We start from the raw sequence: 18,942 nt of genomic DNA on the forward strand, positions 1-18,942 counted from the left end.
GTGCAAGACGAGCGGGAAGGGGCCAGGCCAGCATACGGTCTACCGATCGGGCGACCTCGAATCCAACGGCCTCCTTCCCGCTCCCATCATAGCAACCATCCAACACACAGGAATCCATGGGTCGGTTCCGCTTCACCGACGGTGAAGGACCGGGCGTCGCCCGGCCGCCCATTGACGCCGTATCAAGCCCAGCATGACGGTTTCCTGAAGAGAAACCTTACCTTGAGCTTGTCGAAAGGTGTGGGCACGCATGGTTCGACAGGCTCACCATGAGGGGGTGACTATTCGGGGTCAGGCCTCTTCCAGAACCCGTCGGCAGATATCGGCCAGCAGTTCCGGCAACACACGGAACGCATAGGGCGTGTGCAGCCGTTCCAGCCTGGTGTGGTAGTCCCGGCCCCACGGTCCGGCATTGACGATCGGCACGCCCGCCAGCGCGGGGCCTTCCGGCCAGGAGATGCCGGCACCCCAGGCCGGCGTGTTCGCCGCCACGGCGGGGACCGACGCCTCGTCGCCATCGCCCAGGAAGCTCATGTCTGAGATGCCGGGAAAATAGCTGCGCACGGCGATCGGCGCGCCGTGCCGGTCCCCGACCGTCCGCGCCGCTTCCTCCACCGCCGCCCGCAGCCGGCGGGCGCGCGGCTCTCCATCCAGCAGCGTCGGCAGATATGGCATGGAGGCGAAGCCCAGCACCACGGCCGGTCCCGCCCGGCCGGAAAGGCCCCATAGATACTCCGTGATCCGCCGGCACTGCTCCGGCAGGTCCAGCCCCTCCGCCGCGACCGTCCCCGCGAACACCGCCAGCCGCTCGTCCAGGTCGGGTATCCGGGCCTTCGTCTCCGCCCTCAGCGCCTCATAGGTCAGGACCGCCGCCTCGGCCGGCGGTGGCGGGGCGTCGTCGTCCCCCGGAAGCCGCCGCTCCCGCAGCGTCGCCAGCAGCGGCCCGGTCGCCTCCCGGACAAGGCGGTCGAGGGTTTCTAGCACCGCCTCCGGTCCGCGCCGGTGGGTGGCGATGTTCCAGAACATCCAGACCGATTCCGGCGTGGTGACGTCGTAGGCGGTCTTGGAGTCGCGCAGGCCCAGCAGGGTGGGGGCGGAGCCGACCTCGCCCTCCGTCTCCTCCGTCAGGTCGGGCGACCATTCGACCGCCGCCGCGATCGCGCCCGCCAGCGCGGCGGCGTTCACCCCGCGCACGGCGTAGGAGGCGTGGACGGCCCGGCCGACCACGAAGGCGCTGGGCAGCAGCTTCCCCACGGTCCCCAGCGCCACCGCCCGGCCGTAGGACCCGTCGCCATTGTCGGCGATGGCGTCCAGATTGATCGCCGCCTCCAGCTCCAGCCCCAGCCTTTCAGCGATGCCGGATAGCGCGCGCGCCGCCGCCCGCGCCCCGGCGGAATTCACCTCTTCGTCCGGGACCGCCAGGAACAGCAGATTGCCCTCCCGTTCCGGGTTGGCGGCGAAGGCCTCCGCGACCGCCAGACCGGCGGCCAGCCCGCTCTTCATGTCCAGGAGCCCGCGTCCCGGCAGGAAATCCGGCCCGGAAAGATCGGCGTGGGCCAGTTTCTCCGCCTCCGACCCCGCCACCGGGTCCAGATGCTCCAGAAGCGCCGCCTTCAGCGCCTCGGGCGCGATGGCCAGCGGCTGCAACGGGCCGTAATCGCCAGTCTGCACCGTATCGAAATGGCCGGTCAGCACCACCGTGCGCCGGCCTGTCCCGCGCACCAGCCCGGCGACGCAGGCCCGGCCCTCGCGCCCCTCCGCCCGGATCGTCCAGACCGAATCCGGCGCGTCCGCGAAGGCCGGGCTGGCGCGCAGCATCGCGGCCAGCTTCATCGCGAAGGCGGCCTCGTCCTCGCTGCCGGTGACGCTCGGCATTTCCGTCAGGGCCATGGCCCAATGGGCGGCGCGGGCGGGGTCGGGCGTCGTCGTCATCGGCTTCTGGCCCTTTTGCCGTTGGTGAAAACCATCGAACTCGTGAGGTGAAGTGCTACCCTCCGCCGGCGCGCGACGGCAAGGGAAACGGGCGGCCATGGATATTCTGGGATCGGACTGGCTCAACCTGACGGTGCGGTGGATCCATATCACGGTCGGCATCGCCTGGATCGGCTCGTCCTTCCTGTTCAACTGGATGGACAGCCATCTCCGCCCGCCGGAAACCGCGCGCAAGGGCGTCGCCGGGGAGTTGTGGATGGTCCATGGCGGCGGCTTCTACCAGCTTGAGAAATACATGGTCGCGCCCGACCGGCTGCCGCCCACCCTCCACTGGTTCAAATGGGAGGCCTACACCACCTGGATCAGCGGGATGTGCCTGCTGGCGCTGGTCTATTTCCTCGGCGCCTCGACCTATCTGCTCAAGCCCGATTCGGTCCTGTCCCCGGCGGAGGGGGTCGCCATCGCGATGATCGCGCTGGCGGTCGGCTGGATCGTCTACGACACGCTCTGCCGCCTGCTGGAAGGGAAGAGCGACCTCGTGCTGGCCGCCCTGGTCTCGCTCTGGATGCTGTTCGCGGCCTGGGGGTTCTCCCAGATCTTCAGCGGCCGGGCCGCCTTCATCATGGTCGGGGCGATGATCGGCACGATCATGGCCGGCAATGTCTTCCTGGTCATCATCCCGAATCAGAAGCTCTCGGTCGCATCGCTGCTGGCGGGGGAGGAACCGGACCCCGCCCAAGGCAGGCGGGGCAAGCAGCGTTCGCTACACAACAATTACCTCACGCTGCCCGTGCTCTTCACCATGATCTCCAACCACTATCCCGTCGCCTTCTCCGGCGCGTCAAACTGGCTGGTGCTGGCGGCGATCGCGGCGGTGGGGGTCTTCGTCCGACATTTCTTCAATCTGAAGAACAAGGGCCGCCTGCATCTCTGGATGCTGCCCACGGCGGCCGCGGCGATGATCGCGCTCGCCTTCCTCAGCAGCCCACGCCCGCCTGCGCCACCAGCTGGATTGGCGGCCGGATCGGCGGAGGCCGCGCCGGTCGTCCCGTTCGACCGGGTGGCCAGGATCATCGACCAGCGCTGCGTCGCCTGCCATTCCGCCGATCCGACCTGGGAGGGCATCGACATGGCGCCCAAGGGGATGGCCTTCGACACGGCGGAGCAGATCGCGAGCCACGCCCGCGCCATCCACAGCTTGAGCGTCGCGACCGACGCCATGCCGCTGGGCAACGTGACGGGCATGACGCCGGAGGAGCGCGCGATCCTCGGCGCCTGGATCGAAGCCGGAGCGGAGATCGAGTAGGCGATCGTTTCGGATGCGGACGCGTGATTGACAATCATTCTCATTCGCGATATCTCATCGGCGACTTCCTGGAGCCGCCGCCGAATGTATATCTGCATCTGCAACGCCCTGACCGACCGGCAGATTCGCACCGTGATGGGCGAGGGTGAGGTTTCCGCCGGCAAGGTATACGCCCGTCTCGGCTGCGCCCCCCAATGCGGCAAGTGTGTTTCCCAGGTCCGCGACATGGTCCGCGAACATCGCGAGGCCTGCGCCCAGGTGCCCTTGGTCGCCGCCGAATAGGCTCCTGACCAGGCGCAGTCGCTTTCTTGCGGATGCTTGACAGCCTCCACCGCTCCGTCATCCTTTTTCCATGAAGGAATCGCTGCGCCGACGCGCCTCCGGCGGTTCCGGGCTCATCGGCCCGGCCGCCTTCGCCCTCCTCGCAACCATGTCCTTTGCGGCCGCAGCGCAGGATTCCGGCATCGCCGGCTACTGGGCGACGGGAACCGAGGGCGTGATCGTGCAGATCGAACCCTGCGGCGGTTCGGTCTGCGGCAAGCTGGTGACGCTGCGTCCCGGCGGCCTGACGGAGGACCGGCACAACGAGGATGAGGCGCTTCAAGACCGGCCGCTCTGCAACCTCGTCATCCTCCAAGGCTTCAGTCAGGAATCCCCGACCGAATGGGTGAGCGGGGAAGTCTACGACCCCGAAAGCGGCAACACCTATTCCGGCAGCATGACGCTGGAATCCGCCGACACGCTGGATCTGCGCGGCTATGTCGGCATCCCGCTCTTCGGCCGCACGGAAACCTGGACCCGCACGGAAGAGCCGGAAACCCCCTGCGGCTGATAACTTTTACCCTCGCCCCTTGTGGGAGAGGGAGGGACCCGCGAAGCGGGAGGGTGAGGGGGCTAGGGATGCAAGACCAGCCCCTTCATCACCTTGTCCACCGCCTTCCGGTCGGAATGGAGCCCGATCCCGACCAGGTCAAGCGCCTCGGTCGCGATTCCGGCCACTGCCGCGCGGTTGGCCTCGTCATGGCCGGTAGCGAACAACTCGCTCGTATAGAGGGAAGGGGAAAGCCCGCGATCCAGGGCGCGCCGCAATGTGCGCGTCAGTTCGTCCGCCGAAGCGGCGAAGACCAGCACCGGCTGGCGGATCAGCGGCCCGTACTCCCGGCCCGAAGCGTCGGCATAGCGTTCTCCGGCCAGTTCCGGATAGGCTCCCACCAGCCCACCGGACAGGAAGCAGGCGACATTCAGTTTCTGCCAGGTCGCGAGATCCTCGCGGACCGCGACGGCGATCTTGGTTTCGAAGCGCATGAGGTCGAGGATGCGGGAAAGCGGCCGGACCGGTCTTGAACGATCGTGCGGCGACTGGATCAGGCATGCGCCGGCCCCGCCAGGGCTGGAACGGATGGAGGCTTTCTTCGCCGGCCACGCCTATGCACCCCACCGGCACGACACCTATGCCATCGGCTACACGATAGAAGGCGTCCAATCCTTCGACTATCGCGGCGTGCGAGCGGACAGCCGGGCGGGTAACGCCATCATCATCCATCCCGACGAGGTGCATGACGGCAGGGCGGGGGTGGAGACAGGGTTCCACTATCGGATGCTCTACATAGAGCCGCGGCTGATCGCCGGCGCGCTGGACGGCAGGGCGCGGAGCCTGCCCTTCGCGCCCGACGCCGTGCTGGCCGATCCGCGCCTGATCGCCGCGCTGACGCCGCTTCTGGGCGACATGGAACGCGCGCCGGAGCCGCTGGAGGCCGACGCCGCCCTGGCGCGGCTGGCCGACGCGCTGTTGTCGCTCGACGCCTCGGCCGGCGGCGGCGGGTTCTCGATGACGATGGCCGCCCGGGCGGTGGAGACGGCGCGCGCCTTCCTCGACGCCCATTTCGACCGGATCGTCGCATCGGAGGAGTTGGAGGAAGTGACCGGCCTGGACCGCTTCACGCTGGCTCGGCATTTCCGTGCCCGGCTGGGCACCAGCCCCTATCGATACCTGACCATGCGCCGGCTGGACCGCGTGCGGTCCCGCCTCCGCGCCGGCCACGGGCTGGCGGACGCCGCCGCCGAAAGCGGCTTCTCCGACCAGAGCCACATGACCCGCCAGTTCAAGCGCGCCTACGGCATCCCGCCCGGCCGATGGCAGGCCATCCACGCCGCGCCGCGCCCGGTCTACGAGCCTCCCTTGCCGATGAATGCGTAGGCGTCCAACGCGCGTCGCCTGCCGTGTTCATGATCGACCACCGGGTGAGGGTAGCTTTTCCCCAGCCGGACGCCGGCACGGTCGAGAGTTTCCGGCGGCGCTTTCCATGGCTTGTGAATCCACTCCTTCGGCAGTTCCGCCAGTTCCGGGACCCAACGTCTCACATAATCGCCAAGGGGATCGAATTTTTCGCCCTGAAGGATGGGGTTGAACACCCGGAAATAGGGCGCGGCGTCCGCCCCGCAGCCGGCGATCCATTGCCAGCCGGTGGAATTGTTCGCCAGATCGGCATCGACCAGCGTGTCCCAGAACCATCTCTCGCCTGCCTGCCAGGGCCGCAGCAGATGCTTGACCAGGAAGCTGCCGACGATCATCCGGACCCGGTTGTGCATCCAACCGATGTGCCAGAGTTGCCGCATTCCGGCATCGACCATGGGATAGCCGGTCCGGCCGCGTTTCCACGCCTCCAGCCCGTCTTCGTCCTCGACCCACGGAAAATCGGCAAACCGCTCGTTCAGCGGCTTCTCCGGCAGGTCGGGGAAGGCGTAGAGCAGATGGTGGGCGAATTCCCGCCAAGCGATCTCGCTCAGGAACTTCTCCGCGTCATTTCCCTCCAGGTCGCTCCGGCGGCCTTCGACGGCGCGCCAGATCTGCCTAGGGCTGATCTCGCCCCAATGCAGATGCGGCGACAGGCCAGACGTGCCGTCCAGGTCCGGCCGGTTCCGTTCATCGCCGTAGCCGGTGAGGGAATCGTCCAGAAAATCCTTCAGCCGTTCGCGCGCCCAATCCTCCCCTGGATTCCACGTCTCCCGTAATCCGCTTGCCCAGTCCGGGCGCGTCGGCCGCAGCTTCCAATCCTCCAGTCGGTCGCTCTTCGGCCATTCGACGGGCACGGCGAGGGTGCGGGGAACGGGCAGCGGTTCGCCGACGTCGACGGCGTTCCTCAACGCCTTCCAGAAAGGCGTGAAGACCCGGTATGGATCGCCGTTCCGGGTCCTGATCTCCCATGGTTCGGCCAGCAGCGCCGCCTTATGGCTCTCCGCCATAACGCCGCGCTTCTTCAGCGACGCCTTGATTGCCGTATCCCTCTCGGTCGCGAACGGCTCGTAGGCACGGTTCCAGACGACGCGGCGTGCGCCCGTCTCCCCGATCAATCGGTCGAGCGCCACGGCTGCTTCGCCCCGTCGGAGGATCAGCCGCGACCCCTTCCGCTTCAGCGCCGCCGACAGCGCCGAAAGGCTGCCGTGCAACCACCACCGAGACGCCCCGCCCGGTTCCCATGGGTCGGCGGTCTCCAGGATGAAGACCGGAATGACCGGCCCGCCTCCATCGGTGGCGGCGACGTGCAGGGCCGGATTGTCGGCCAGCCGCAGATCCTGCCTGAACCAGACAAGCGTCGGTGAAGCGATGTCCTTGCCCATTTCGTCTCCCAGGTCTCCGATCAGGGTAGGTTCGGAAGGTTGCCCGGCAAGGGGTGGAGATGGATTCAGGCGCTCCGTCGAACAGGCTGAGGCGGCAGGGGCGTCTTGTCTTGCCGTCCGATCAGCCGGTCGCTGGGAAAACTGTAGAGCTTGCGGTCGCCGAGCATCGTCACATGGAAGCGGCGGTCCATCAGGCGGGCGATGGCGGGATCCAGGACGCCCAGCCCGCCCGTATAGGCTCCGAAGGCCGGCAGGATCAGGCGGCTTCCGTCATGGACGAAGCAGCGCGCGGATATGCGCCGGGAGCGGATGCTGATCGCCGCCTTGGGATGGTAGTGCCCTGAAACCTCACCGGCCGCCGGCCCGGAAGCGGCCGCGTGGCGGAAGATCAGCGGTCCTAGTGTCAGGCTGTCAGTTGTTGCGCCGCCACAGCCGGCGGGCGGGTGGGGGTCATGGTTGCCTGCGATCCAGACCCACTCCCGGCCGCTCATCAACTGGCCCAGATGCTCCCGGTCAGGCATGGAAAGGCGTCCAGCGGCCCGCCGGTCGTGGAAGCTGTCGCCCAGGCAGATGACCAGCCGGGGCGACAGCCGGCGCAACACCTCCGCCAACCGCCTCAAGGTCGCCGCCGTATCGTAGGGCGGCAGCATCCGTCCCCGTTCCGCGAACGCCGATCCCTTCTCCAGATGCAGGTCGGCGACCACCAGCGTTCGCCGATCCTCCCACCAGAGTGCGCCGGAAAGATCGGCTGCCAGCGGCGCGCCGTTCAGGATCAGGCGGGACTGGTGCATCGTCCCTCGGTTACGCGGCGGCCGGCGGCGGAGAAACGGATTTCGCCCCTTCGGCATCGATCGCAAGACACCGCTGGAAGGCCGGCCGCGCCTCGCATCGCTGGAGATAGGCCTCGAAGGATGGGCGCGATTCGACCAGCCCGAACATCCTCACCCCGTAGACGAGTTGGGAGCCGATGACCACGTCGGCGGCGGTGAACTGGTCGCCGAGAATCCAGGGACCTTTCTCCAGCGCCTGGTCCAGCACGTCGATCACCCTGTCATAGCCGCCCCAGCCGGCTGCGCCGCTTTCGACCTGCCAGCCGGTCGCCTTCTCCATATAGGCGGGCTCGACGCAGCCAGGGCCGAAGAACAGCCATTTGAAATAGGGGCCGCGCGCCAGATCCCCGATCGGCGGCGCCAGCTTCGCCTCCGGCGCCCGGTCGGCCAGATAGGCGCAGATGGCGGCGGTTTCGGAGATCGCCGTGCCGTCATCGACCAGCGTCGGGACCTTGGCCATCGGGTTGATCGCCTTGTATTCCGGCGTCGATTGTGCGCCGGCGCGGATGTCGACCATCTCCCGTTCGTATGGCGCGCCGGTTTCCTCCAGCATCCACAAGGCCACGAACGACCGCGAGTGGGGCGCCCAATAGAGCTTCATGGCATCCTCCATCAATCAATGGGTTGATGGGAACATAATAGGAACGATCGGGCCTCGTCCAGCCCCCTATCGAGTCAAAAAGGCAACATTCCCTGTGGCAGGCGGCGGCCCGCCAGTTCGGGCATGGCTTCGGCCACCAGTTCCTCCTCCGCCTCCGCAAGCAGGTCGTCGCGGGCCGCGCCGTGGACCTGCTCCCGCCCGATCTCCAGCAGGATCGGCACGGCCAGCGGGGATATGCGGTCCAGCGCCTTGTGCGTCAGCTTTCCCCGGGCCCGGCGCAGCAGGGCCGCCACCCGCTCCACATCCATCAGCCCGCGCGCCGCGTCGCGCCGGGTCGCGCGCAGCAGCACATGGTCCGGCTCGTGCCGCCGCAGCACGTCGTAGATCAGATCGGAGGAGAAGGTGACCTGCCGGCCGGTCTTCTCCTGCCCCGGCGCCCGCCGCTCGATCAGCCCGGCGATCACCGCGACGTTGCGGAAGGTCCGGCGCAGGAGCGAGCTTTCGTCCATCCAGGCTTCCAGATCGTCGCCCAGCATGTCCTCGTCGAACAGGGCGGCCAGCCCGTCCGGATGGTCCGCGGCGGACCGGAGGCTCCATACCGCCAGCACATAATCGGTGGCGACGAAGCCCAGCGGGCTCAGCCGCGCCCGCTCCATCCGCCTTGTCAGCAGCATTCCCAGCGTCTGGTGCGCGTTCCGTCCCTCGAAACAATAGGCGACCATGAACTGCTTGTTCCCGCGCGGGAAGGTCTCGACCAGCAGATCGTCGCGCCCCGGCAGCACCGACCGCCAGCGCTGGAGGCGCAGCCATTCATGGACGGCTTCGGGCAGGACGCTCCACCGCGAGGGATCGGACAGGTTCCGCCGCACCCGGTCGGCCAGATGGGTCGACAGCGGCATCCTTCCGCCGGCATAGGCCGGCACCTTCGGCTCCCCCTGTCCGCCGCGCGTGCATTCCGCGACCGTGTCCTTCAGCCCCTCGAACCGCAGCAGTTCGCCTGCGAACATGAAGGTGTCGCCCGGCACAAGTCCCTGGAAGAAATACTCCTCCGCCTTGCCCAGCACGCGACCGCGACGCAAGCGGACCGTGACCATGACCTCCTCGACGATGGTGCCGACATTCATGCGGTATTGCCGGGCCACGCCCTTGTCGGAGAGGCGGTAGAAGCCGTCCTCCTCCAGCGTCAGCCGCCTGAACCTCTCATAGGCCGCCAGCGCGTAGCCGCCCGTCGCCACGAAGGACAGAACGTCGTCATAGTCGCGCCGGGATAGATCGGCGTAAGGCGCGGCGCTGGTGATTTCCCGATAGAGCGCATCGGCCTGGAACGGACCGGAGCAGGCGACCCCCAGCAGATGCTGCGCCAGCACGTCCAGACCGCCGGGCGGCGGCGGGTCGCCGTCCAGCGTCATCTCCGCCACCGCGTCCATCGCCGCCCGGCACTCCAGCACCTCGAACCGGTTCGCCGGCACCAGCAGGGCCTTCGACGGGCTGTCCAGCCGATGGTTGGCCCGGCCGATCCGCTGCAGCAGCCGGCTCGCCCCCTTCGGCGCGCCGACCTGGACCACCAGATCCACCGCCGCCCAGTCGATGCCCAGATCCAGGGACGAGGTCGCGACCACGGCGCGCAGCCTGCCCTGCGCCATCGCGGCTTCGACCTTTCGGCGCTGCTCCGCTGCGAGGCTGCCGTGATGGAGGGCGATCGCCAGCCCGTCCTCGTTCAGCCGCCACAGCTCCTGGAACACCAGCTCCGCCTGGGCGCGGGTGTTGACGAAGACCAGCGTCGTGCCGGCCTCCCTGATCCGCTCATAGACCTCGCCCATCGCGTGGACCGCCATGTGCCCGGACCAGGGCAGCCGCTCCACCGTCCGCAATATGTCGATCTCCGCCTTCGCACCCTGCCGTCCGAGGACCGTCCGGACATCGCCATCGGCCCTGCCGCCGGCCCTCCCACTGCGGCTCAGCCAGGCGACCAGCGCGTCCGGATGGGCCACGGTCGCCGACAGGCCGACCCTCCGGTGCGCCGGGGCCAGCGTCGCCAGCCGGGCCAGGCCCAGCGCCAGCAGGTCGCCGCGCTTCGTCCCCGCCAGCGCGTGCAACTCGTCCACGATGACGGTTCGCAGGCCGCGGAAGATGTCTCCGGCGTCGGGATAGGACAGCAGCAGCGCCAGGCTTTCCGGCGTCGTCATCAATATCTGGGGCGGCCGCCGCCTCTGCCGCTCCCGCTTGGCGGCCGGCGTGTCGCCCGTCCGCGTCTCATGCCGGATCGCCAGCCGCATTTGCGCGATCGGCATTTCCAGATTGCGGTGGATGTCGACCGCCAGCGCCTTCAGCGGGGAGATGTAGAGCGTATGCAGCCCGTCGCGCGGCCGTTCCGACAGTTCGACCAGCGTCGGCAGGAAGCCGGCCAGCGTCTTGCCGCCGCCGGTGGGCGCGATCAGCAGCGCGTTCCGCTTTTCCTCCGCGGCTTCCAGCATCGCCATCTGGTGGGCGTGCGGAGTCCAGCCCAGATAGGCGAACCAGCCGGTGAAAAGAGGGGGAAGGGAAGGGGGCGTCATGGTCGGCGCCGATGATAGCGACATCGACGCGCGCCTTGCCATAGAGTGCGACCGCCATGACCCATCGCGACGCCCCCCGGCCTCTGGGCCTCCTGACCGCCATCCCCGCCGAACTGGCGGACTTCGAGCGCGATCTCGTTGTCGATGAACGGAAGGCCGTCGGCGGTACGGTCCTGCGGTCGGGCCGGCTGGAGGGCGTGTCCGTCGTGCTGGCGGAATGCGGGATCGGGAAGGTCAACGCGGCGATGGCGGCGACGGTGATGCTCGACCGGTTCGGCTGCCGGGGGCTCATCTTCTCCGGCGTCGCGGGCGGCCTCGATCCCGCGCTCGCGGTCGGCGACATCGTGGTCGCGACCAGCCTCGTCCAGCACGATTACGGTGCGCTCGCCGGCGGGGTCATCCAGACCTATCAGCCGGGCAGGCCGCCGCTGCCGGGCGTGCCGACGGATCACGGCTATCCGGCCGACGCGGCCGTCCTCGCCAGAGTCCAGAAGGCGTTGGCGGGGGTCGAACTGCCGGCGCTGTCACCGGCGGCGGTCGGCGGTGCGCCGCGCCGGCCCCGCATCGTTTACGGGCCGATCCTCACCGGCGACGCCTTCCTCAACTGCGCCGCCACCCGAGCCCGCCTCCACGCCTCGTTCGGGGCGCTGGCGATCGAGATGGAGGGCGCGGCCGTCGCGCAGGTGGCGGAGAAGTTCGGTGTTCCCGTGACCGTCGTGCGCGCCCTTTCCGACCTGGCGGGCGAGGACAGCCACATGGATTTCCCCGCCTTCCTGGACGAGGCCGGGCTGATGGCGGCCGGCATCGTCAGGAGGCTGCTGCCGGTCCTCTGACGCCCCGGCCTATCCGGCCAGCGCCATTGCGATGCGTGCCCCGATCCGGGCATTGTGCTTCACCAGCGCGATATTGGCCTCAAGGCTCTTGCCGCCCGTGATCTCGACGATCCGGCCCAGAAGGAAGGGCGTCACATCCTTGCCGGCGACGCCCTGGGCGTCGGCTTCCCGCAGCGCCTGTCCGATCACGGAATCCATCTTCTCCGCCGGCAGGGCGTCGGCTTCGGGGATCGGGTTGGCGATCACCGCGCCGCCCGGATAGCCCAGCGCCGCCTGCGCCCGCAGGATCGCCGCCGCCTCTTTCGGGTCGTCGCAGCGCTGGCTTAGCTCAATGCCGCTCGACCGGCTGTAGAAGGCGGGGAAGCTGCCGGTCCCGTAGCCGATCACCGGCACGCCCCGGGTTTCCAGATATTCCAGCGTCTTGGGCAGGTCCAGGATCGACTTCGCGCCCGCGCAGACCACCGCGACCGGGGTTCGCGCCAGTTCCTCAAGGTCGGCGGAAATGTCGAAGCTCTCCTCCGCGCCGCGATGGACGCCGCCTATCCCGCCGGTGACGAAGATCCCGATCCCGGCCAGATGCGCGGCGATCATCGTGGCGGCGACCGTCGTCGCCCCGTCGCCTCCGCGCGCCAGGATGGAAGGCAGGTCGCGGCGGCTCAGCTTCGCCACATCCGGCACCTGGCCCAGCCGCTCCAGCGCCGCGTCGTCCAGCCCGATCGTCAGCCGGCCGGCCAGCACCGCTATGGTGGCGGGGACCGCGCCTTCCTCCCGGATGATGGCTTCGACCGCGCGGGCCGTCTCCACATTGCGGGGATAGGGCATGCCGTGCGCGATGATCGTGCTTTCCAGCGCCACGACGGCGCGGTTTCCGGCAAGGGCGTCGGCGACCTCGGGCGAGAGATCAAGGAAGTCGGGTTTGGTCATGGTGAAAGGTCTAGCGGTTCAGGCCCGCGCGCGCCAGCAGCCGTTCGGAAGTCAGGTCAGGGTTGACGGTTTCGCTGCTCTCGATCGCCATGGCGGCGCTGGCCAGGCCAAGACGCATCGCTTCCCCGATGGACCGGCCACCGGCCTGTCCGTAAAGCAGGCCCGCCACCAGCGCGTCCCCGGCCCCGGTTACGTCCCGCACATCGGCCGGCAGCGGGGCGAAGAAATCGTAGACTCGGTCGCTGGCGAGGAAGCTTCCGTCCGCGCCCATATTGACCGCGATGGTCCCGACCCCTTCCGCTCTCAGCCGGTAGGCCGCCTCGCAGACATCCAGCGGCGCGCGAATCTCCATCCCGCCCAGCGAACCGGCCTCGTCCCGGTTGGTGAGCAGGATGTCGATATGCCCCAGCAGGCCGCGCAGCTTCTCCGCCTTCGGCACCGAAACGCTGTCGACAGCGACAAGGGAGACGCTCGGCGGACGCCGCTCCAGGAGCAGCCGGACGACGGAAGCCGGCATGTTGGTGTCCAGGAACCAGACCGGATATGACGCCAGCGCCGGCAGCAACGCCTCTATCCTCTCCGGCGCGATCTCGTCATAGATCGCCATGTCCGCCATGGCGACGGCCAGTTCTCCCCGTCCGTCGATCAGCGCGGTGTAGCTGGCGGTGTGCTGAGCGGTCGACCGGTCGATGAAGGAGACGTCGGTCCCCAACTGCCGCATCTCCTCGACCACCAGATCGCCTTCGGAATCCCGTCCGACCCGGCTGACCAGCGCCGTCCGGCAGCCCAGACGCGACAACCCCTCGCAGACATTCCGGGCGACGCCGCCCAGGCTGCGGACCACCGTCACCGGGTTGGACGTTCCCATCGTCACCGCGCCCACGGCGTGGGCCTTGTGGTCGATATGGGCGGCGCCGAAGCAGACGATGGAAGCGGCCATGAAGCCTTCTGGTCTCCGAAAAGAGGTACGAGGGCCTGCCGATAATGCGCCGCGAAACTTTCGGTCGGCAAGGGCAGGGGACCGGAAGATGATGATTTTGTGCGACTTTCGGCCAATATGTCTGTGATGTCCGTCAATCCTCGCCCCGAAAGCCCTCGGCCCGAAAGCTGGATCAGGGTCACGTCCGACGGCCTCTGGTGTGAACCGGGCGGCTTCTTCGTCGACCCTGTCCGCCCGGTCGACCGGGCCGTCGTCACCCACGGCCACGGCGATCATGCCCGCCCGGACAACCGCGCCGTGCTGGCGACGCCGGAGACGCTGGCCATCATGCGCGCCCGCTACGGAGATGGGGCCGGCGGCTCGCTGGAAGCGCTTCCCTACGGGGAGACGACGCGGCTGGGCGAGGTCGATCTGCAGCTCGTCCCGGCGGGTCATGTGCTGGGCAGCGCGCAGGCGGTGATGAGCTGGCGCGGCTGCCGGGTCGTGGTGTCGGGGGACTACAAGCGGTCGCCGGACCCGACATGCCCGCCCTTCCAGCCGGTCCACTGTGATGTCTTCGTGACGGAGGCGACCTTCGGCCTGCCCGTCTTTCGCCATCCGCCGGCGGCAGGGGAGATCGCGAAGCTGCTCCATTCCATCGAGCTGTTTCCCGAGCGCGCCCATGTCGTCGGCGTCTACGCGCTGGGCAAGTGCCAGCGGCTGATCGCCGAACTTCGCGCCGTCGGCTACGACCGGCCGATCTACCTCCATGGGGCGCTGATCGCGCTCTGCGACCTCTACAGGTCCCTAGGGGTCGAACTGGGTGACCTCCGCCCCGCCATGGATTTGCCGAAGGAGACCTTCGCCGGCCAGATCGTGCTCGCCCCGCCCTCCGCCATCACCGACCGCTGGTCGCGGCGGCTGCCCGATCCGGTGGTGGCTGCGGCGTCCGGCTGGATGCGCGTGCGCCAGCGTGCCCGCCAGCGCGGCGTGGAACTGCCGCTGGTGATCTCTGATCATGCCGATTGGGATGAGCTGTTGGCGACCTTGCAGGAGGTCGACGCGCCGGAGGTCTGGGTGACCCACGGGCGGGAGGAGGCGCTGGTCTACGCAGCGGAGAAGCAGGGGCGGCGGGCGCGGGCGCTGCGGCTGGTCGGGTTCGAGGAGGACGACAGCGAATGAAGCCGTTCGCCGCCCTGATCGAATCGCTGGTCTTCATGCCGTCGCGGAACGGCAAGCTGCGCCTGCTGGTCGATTATTTCGACCATGCGCCCGATCCCGATCGCGGCTACGCCCTGGCGGCCCTGTCCGAAGGGCTGTCCTTCCCGACGGTCAAATCCGGCATCGTCCGGGCGCTGGCCGCCGAACGGATCGACCCTGCGCTGTTCGAATGGTCCTATGATTTCGTGGGCGATCTGGCGGAAACCGTCTCGTTGGCCTGGCCCATCCATCCCGATGCTTCCGAAGCGCCTACGCTGTCGGAGGTGGTGAACAGCCTGGCCGTCGCCAGCCGGTCGGACGCGCCCGCCATCGTTTCCGGCTTCCTCGACGCCATGGACCCGACGGAACGGTTCGCGCTCCTGAAGCTCATCACCGGCGGCATGCGGATAGGCGTGTCGGCGCGGCTGGCCAAGACCGCGCTGGGCCTCTGGGGAAATCAGGATGTGGCGGATATCGAGGAGATCTGGCACGGGCTGAAGCCGCCTTATGGGGAGCTGTTCTCCTGGCTGGAGGGCGCGGGCCCCCGGCCCTCCATCGACGATCGCGCGACCTTCCGGCCCCTGATGCTCGCCAACCCGCTGGAGGAGGCGGATCTTGAGCAGCTCGACCCCGCGCTGTTCCGCGCGGAATGGAAGTGGGACGGGATTCGCATCCAGCTCGTCGCGCGGAATGGCCAGCGGCGGATCTTCTCCCGCACCGGCGACGATGTCGGCGGCGCGTTTCCGGACATCCTTGAAAAGATGGATTTCGATGCCGTGCTGGATGGGGAACTGCTGGTCGTCCGCGACGGCGAGGTCGCACCCTTCAACCACCTCCAGCAGCGGCTGAACCGCAAGGCGGTGACGGCCCGGATGCTGGAGGAGTATCCGGCGGGCGTCCGGCTCTACGACATATTGCGCGACGGCGCGGAAGATCTGCGGCCCCTGCCGTTCGACGACCGCCGCCTGCGGCTGGAGCAATGGTTCGAAAGGGAGAAGCCGGCGCGGATGGATCTGTCGCCCATGGTCCCGTTCGCCGCGTGGGACGGGCTGGCGGAGCTTCGGTCCGGCGCCCGCGACAACGCCATCGAAGGTCTGATGCTGAAGCGCGGCGACGCGCCCTACACGTCGGGCCGTCCCAAGGGACCCTGGTTCAAATGGAAGCGTGGGCCACTGCTGCTGGACGCCGTGCTGATGTATGCCCAGCGAGGGCACGGCAAGCGGTCCAGCTTCTATTCGGATTTCACTTTCGGCGCGTGGCGGCCGAAGGCCGACGGGGACGGCCGGGAGCTGGTGCCGGTCGGCAAGGCCTATTTCGGCTTCACCGACGAGGAGCTGGGCCAACTCGACCGCTGGGTCAGGAACAACACGGTCAACCGTTTTGGTCCGGTGCGGGAGGTCAGGCCGGGGCTGGTGCTGGAGGTCGCCTTCGACAGCGTCCATCCCTCCGCCCGCCACAAATCCGGCGTCGCCATGCGCTTCCCGAGGGTTCATCGCATCAGGTGGGACAAGCCGGCGGACGAAGCCGACGAGTTGGAGACTCTGGAAAAGCTGATCGTCCGCTGACCGTCAGGAGTCCGTGCGGGGACGGCGGGGCCGGGCACGCGACGGTGTCCGGCGATGGGGCGTGCCGTCCTCGTCGGTCTTCATCAGAAGCCAGTTCGCTTTCTTGCCCTGGCCCGTCCGCTGCAAGGCGAAGGTGCCTGAGACCTTCTCGCCATGAAGGCGCAAGACCAGCCTGCCGTCGGCCAGCGCCTCGGCGGGGGAGACGGGCCTGCCGTCCCTGGCCTGGACGCACTCATAGGTGCCGCGATCCCACAGGATCGCCCCTTCCCCCGCGGCGCGCACCGCCTCCTCGACCGTCTGGTCGTCGATCGCCACGGCGAGGCGCTTGACCGTCGGGTCCATGGAGGGGCCGTGAGGCACCGCCCAGCTTTTCATCGCGCCGTCGATCTCCAGCCGAAAATCGTGATGAAGGGGAGAAGCGACGTTGCGGTGGATCACGAACAGGAACGCCTGTTCCCCGCCACCCACGACAGCCTTCGGCCGCGTGCGCGATATATTCTCCAACTGTTCGGTCTTCATGTCTCCGCCCGTCAGCGTCCGCGTGCCTTCGCCCGCGCGCCGGCTCGACATCCGCAGGTCAGGAAGATCGCGGTCGCCACCATCAGGCCTGCCAGGAAGCTGCCGAAGATCATCGCGTCCCGTCCTCTCTTCTCGTCATGCAGAAAGGAACGGAGGCGCGGTAAAATACGTTCCAAAAGCCCCTAAATCGTTGATTTTCCTGATGAGTCCCTCAAGCGCTCTTCGGTTTCTTTCGAGAGCGTGCGGGGCGATCCATGTTCAGCGCCACGGCGGCGCGGATGAGCGCTTTCAACGCTTCTTCATCGATCTTGTCGCCTTCATGGAGATCGATGGCGCGCCTGGTGTTGCCTTCCAGGCTGGAATTGAAGAGGCCTGAAGGATCATCCAGGGAAGCGCCCTTGGCGAAGGTCATTTTCACGGCATTCTTGTACGTCTCACCGGTGCAGATGATTCCGGCATGCGACCACACCGGAACCCCTCTCCACTTCCACTCTTCGATTGCTTCCGGGTCGGCCTGCTTGATGAGAGTCCGGATCCGGGCAAGCATCTCGCCCCGCCAATCACCCAGTTCCCCGATTTTCGCATCTATCAGTTGAGAGGGAGTTTTTTCTCCATCCTTCGAACCGCTCATACTTTTCTCCCTGATCGTTGTCGATCGCCTGTCCGTTCACATTTTCTCGCCGGGCAACTCGCTGGCCTGTTTCACCCAGTCGGCGAACCGGGCTTCGTCGATCTCGTCATCCTCGTGGATGTGGAAGTAGCGCACATCCTTCTGCTTGGACCCCACAGGGGGCGGAGGGTTCAGCGCCGCGCCGCGGAAGAAGGCCACCTTCAGATATTTCGCGAAGCAATGATAGCTGAGGAACCAGACCTCGTCCTCGACACCGTACATTGGCGAGTTCCATTTGACCGCCTTGCGCACGCCGGGGACGGAGCGCGTGATGATCGCGTCGAGGCGCCGCCCGATGTCGCTTTTCCAGCCCGGCATGGCGGCGATGTAGGCCTGCACGGGCGCGTCGCCATAGCCCTTCGCGATCTGCGGATTGCCGCCTGCGAGGAGGGTCGGCTTCGCCGGTTTGACGGATTTCCTGTCGGCCATGACGTTCTCTCCTGTCGTCACCCGCTACGCCATTTGGCGGCATAGGGCAGCACGAACATGTACAGGCCCGTAAGCAGGAGCAAGGCGAGCGGGAACAGCGGCAGGAAGTACACCCATTCGACGGGTTCCTTCCCCATCCCCAAGGCAATGAATATGGCGGCGACGACCGCCGTGAAGGCAATGGACAGCCAGCGGTGGATCTGTCGAATCCACTTGTTCCAATTCATCAAATATCTCCCGTTCAGATAGCGGACTTCAATCCAGCCGCGTCAGGACCTGCTCCAGGGCATCCAGGAACCTTGGCCATCCGGCCTGGGCGCCCCGGAAATACGGCTGCTGATCCGGCTGGAAGCCCGCCTGTTCCATGCGCAGGCGGGTCCCCGCGCCTGTAGGGGTGAGCGTCCAGGTGACGACGCTTTTGAGATCCTTGGTATCCCAGCTGTAGGACAGCGTTCTGGCCGGGTCGACCGTCTGGACCTGACAATCGACGCCGCCCCAGTCTGCGCTAAGTTTGAAATGGCGTCCCTCATCCGGACTGAAATCGTTTTTCATGAGCCACTCCTCGATCAGGTGTGGTTGCGTGAGCGCGCGCCAGATCTTTTCCGGCGGGTAAGGCATCTCCCGTTCGACGATGACGGAGAGCGCTTCGGTCGTGGTATCGGTCACTGGTCCATCCTTTTCAGCAAATCTTCGAGGTGGTCGAACCGGTTCTGCCAGAACCCGGTCATCCGGCTTGTCCAGTCGACCAGCGGGGCAAGGGCGACGAGTTGGGCACTATAGTGCGTGTTGCGGCCCTCATGGCGGTCGCGCACAAGCCCGGCCTGCTTCAGAACGCCGAGATGCTTTGAGACTGCCGGTTGCGAGACCCCGGCCTTAGCCGTCAGGGCCCCGACCGTCAGGTCTCCGTCGCGGCACAGCCGCTCGAAGATGGCTCGTCGCGTCGGGTCGGCGAGTGTTCGGAACAGGATGTCGTGGGGCTGTGGCGTCACAATCCATAACTCTCTGGCTATTGATAAAATCAATAACCATCGAGGTATATGT

At 67.5% G+C, this 18,942-nt stretch carries 21 protein-coding genes; 7 read left to right on the top strand and 14 right to left on the bottom strand.

The window, feature by feature from the left end:
• Window positions 1-291 precede the first annotated feature (291 nt).
• The gene (locus AAFN89_RS17210) at window positions 292-1,932 is read right to left on the bottom strand and encodes a M20/M25/M40 family metallo-hydrolase (RefSeq protein ID WP_347540447.1); all 1,641 of its coding nucleotides are present in this window, start codon (window positions 1,930-1,932) and stop codon (window positions 292-294) included.
• A gap of 97 nt (window positions 1,933-2,029) precedes the next feature.
• On the opposite strand from AAFN89_RS17210, the gene AAFN89_RS17215 reads away from it, so the two are divergent.
• The 3 genes from AAFN89_RS17215 (at window position 2,030) to AAFN89_RS17225 (ending at window position 4,070) form a co-directional block, all read left to right on the top strand.
• The gene (locus AAFN89_RS17215) at window positions 2,030-3,238 is read left to right on the top strand and encodes a urate hydroxylase PuuD (protein ID WP_347540448.1); all 1,209 of its coding nucleotides are present in this window, start codon (window positions 2,030-2,032) and stop codon (window positions 3,236-3,238) included.
• Between the two features lie 84 nt (window positions 3,239-3,322).
• A complete protein-coding gene (locus AAFN89_RS17220) occupies window positions 3,323-3,520 on the top strand; it encodes a (2Fe-2S)-binding protein (RefSeq protein ID WP_347540449.1) in 198 nt (65 codons plus the stop codon).
• Between the two features lie 70 nt (window positions 3,521-3,590).
• Window positions 3,591-4,070 carry a DUF2147 domain-containing protein gene (locus tag AAFN89_RS17225; protein ID WP_347540450.1) on the top strand — a complete coding sequence of 160 codons (480 nt, stop codon included), beginning with the start codon at window positions 3,591-3,593 and terminating at the stop codon, window positions 4,068-4,070.
• Window positions 4,071-4,132: 62 nt separating this feature from the next.
• On the opposite strand, the gene AAFN89_RS17230 is transcribed toward AAFN89_RS17225, so the two are convergent.
• A complete protein-coding gene (locus AAFN89_RS17230) occupies window positions 4,133-4,543 on the bottom strand; it encodes a DUF2000 family protein (protein WP_347540451.1) in 411 nt (136 codons plus the stop codon).
• 10 nt (window positions 4,544-4,553) lie between these two features.
• On the opposite strand from AAFN89_RS17230, the gene AAFN89_RS17235 reads away from it, so the two are divergent.
• Window positions 4,554-5,435, top strand: a complete 882-nt coding sequence (locus AAFN89_RS17235; RefSeq protein WP_347540452.1) for an AraC family transcriptional regulator — start codon at window positions 4,554-4,556, stop codon at window positions 5,433-5,435.
• Here AAFN89_RS17235 and AAFN89_RS17240 read toward each other — a convergent pair.
• From AAFN89_RS17240 to AAFN89_RS17255, 4 genes are all read right to left on the bottom strand, one after another.
• Complete coding sequence (locus AAFN89_RS17240) at window positions 5,405-6,856, bottom strand: deoxyribodipyrimidine photo-lyase (RefSeq protein ID WP_347540453.1); 1,452 nt, start codon at window positions 6,854-6,856, stop codon at window positions 5,405-5,407. The genes AAFN89_RS17235 and AAFN89_RS17240 overlap by 31 nt on opposite strands.
• Window positions 6,857-6,921: 65 nt before the next feature.
• Window positions 6,922-7,647, bottom strand: coding sequence for a ligase-associated DNA damage response endonuclease PdeM (pdeM, locus tag AAFN89_RS17245; RefSeq protein ID WP_347540454.1), 726 nt, complete (start codon window positions 7,645-7,647; stop codon window positions 6,922-6,924).
• Window positions 7,648-7,657: 10 nt separating this feature from the next.
• Window positions 7,658-8,287: a glutathione S-transferase family protein gene (locus AAFN89_RS17250; protein ID WP_347540455.1), complete on the bottom strand. Its 630-nt coding sequence runs from the start codon at window positions 8,285-8,287 to the stop codon at window positions 7,658-7,660.
• 74 nt (window positions 8,288-8,361) lie between these two features.
• Complete coding sequence (locus AAFN89_RS17255) at window positions 8,362-10,842, bottom strand: ligase-associated DNA damage response DEXH box helicase (RefSeq protein ID WP_347540456.1); 2,481 nt, start codon at window positions 10,840-10,842, stop codon at window positions 8,362-8,364.
• Window positions 10,843-10,898: 56 nt separating this feature from the next.
• Here AAFN89_RS17255 and AAFN89_RS17260 point away from each other — a divergent pair, with 56 nt between their 5' ends.
• Window positions 10,899-11,675, top strand: coding sequence for a 5'-methylthioadenosine/adenosylhomocysteine nucleosidase (locus tag AAFN89_RS17260; protein WP_347540457.1), 777 nt, complete (start codon window positions 10,899-10,901; stop codon window positions 11,673-11,675).
• A gap of 9 nt (window positions 11,676-11,684) precedes the next feature.
• Here AAFN89_RS17260 and AAFN89_RS17265 read toward each other — a convergent pair whose 3' ends face one another.
• Both AAFN89_RS17265 and AAFN89_RS17270 read right to left on the bottom strand, forming a co-directional pair.
• On the bottom strand, window positions 11,685-12,599 hold the full coding sequence (locus AAFN89_RS17265; protein WP_347540458.1) for a pseudouridine-5'-phosphate glycosidase: 915 nt from the start codon (window positions 12,597-12,599) through the stop codon (window positions 11,685-11,687).
• 10 nt (window positions 12,600-12,609) lie between these two features.
• Window positions 12,610-13,539, bottom strand: coding sequence for a carbohydrate kinase family protein (locus tag AAFN89_RS17270; protein WP_347540459.1), 930 nt, complete (start codon window positions 13,537-13,539; stop codon window positions 12,610-12,612).
• Between the two features lie 117 nt (window positions 13,540-13,656).
• Here AAFN89_RS17270 and AAFN89_RS17275 point away from each other — a divergent pair, with 117 nt between their 5' ends.
• Complete coding sequence (locus AAFN89_RS17275; protein WP_347540460.1) at window positions 13,657-14,700, top strand: ligase-associated DNA damage response exonuclease; 1,044 nt, start codon at window positions 13,657-13,659, stop codon at window positions 14,698-14,700.
• Entirely contained in the window at window positions 14,697-16,283 is a 1,587-nt protein-coding gene (locus tag AAFN89_RS17280; protein WP_347540461.1) for a cisplatin damage response ATP-dependent DNA ligase, read from the top strand. Before AAFN89_RS17275 ends, AAFN89_RS17280 begins: the two co-directional genes overlap by 4 nt.
• A gap of 3 nt (window positions 16,284-16,286) precedes the next feature.
• Here the strand turns inward: AAFN89_RS17280 and AAFN89_RS17285 are convergent, their stop codons facing one another.
• The 6 genes from AAFN89_RS17285 to AAFN89_RS17310 form a co-directional block, all read right to left on the bottom strand.
• A complete protein-coding gene (locus tag AAFN89_RS17285; RefSeq protein WP_347540462.1) occupies window positions 16,287-16,853 on the bottom strand; it encodes a DNA polymerase ligase N-terminal domain-containing protein in 567 nt (188 codons plus the stop codon).
• Window positions 16,854-17,013: 160 nt separating this feature from the next.
• Complete coding sequence (locus AAFN89_RS17290) at window positions 17,014-17,433, bottom strand: DUF1801 domain-containing protein (protein ID WP_347540463.1); 420 nt, start codon at window positions 17,431-17,433, stop codon at window positions 17,014-17,016.
• Window positions 17,434-17,469: 36 nt separating this feature from the next.
• Window positions 17,470-17,901, bottom strand: coding sequence for a DUF1801 domain-containing protein (locus AAFN89_RS17295; RefSeq protein ID WP_347540464.1), 432 nt, complete (start codon window positions 17,899-17,901; stop codon window positions 17,470-17,472).
• Between the two features lie 17 nt (window positions 17,902-17,918).
• A complete protein-coding gene (locus tag AAFN89_RS17300) occupies window positions 17,919-18,128 on the bottom strand; it encodes a hypothetical protein (protein ID WP_347540465.1) in 210 nt (69 codons plus the stop codon).
• A 28-nt stretch (window positions 18,129-18,156) separates the two neighbouring features.
• Window positions 18,157-18,567, bottom strand: coding sequence for an SRPBCC domain-containing protein (locus tag AAFN89_RS17305; protein WP_347540466.1), 411 nt, complete (start codon window positions 18,565-18,567; stop codon window positions 18,157-18,159).
• The gene (locus AAFN89_RS17310) at window positions 18,564-18,890 is read right to left on the bottom strand and encodes a metalloregulator ArsR/SmtB family transcription factor (RefSeq protein ID WP_347540467.1); all 327 of its coding nucleotides are present in this window, start codon (window positions 18,888-18,890) and stop codon (window positions 18,564-18,566) included. Before AAFN89_RS17310 ends, AAFN89_RS17305 begins: the two co-directional genes overlap by 4 nt.
• Between the last annotated feature and the right edge of the window lie 52 nt (window positions 18,891-18,942).

Origin of the sequence: Inquilinus sp. CAU 1745 (genome assembly GCF_039839375.1) — a bacterium.
GTDB lineage: Bacteria > Pseudomonadota > Alphaproteobacteria > DSM-16000 > Inquilinaceae > JBDOQU01.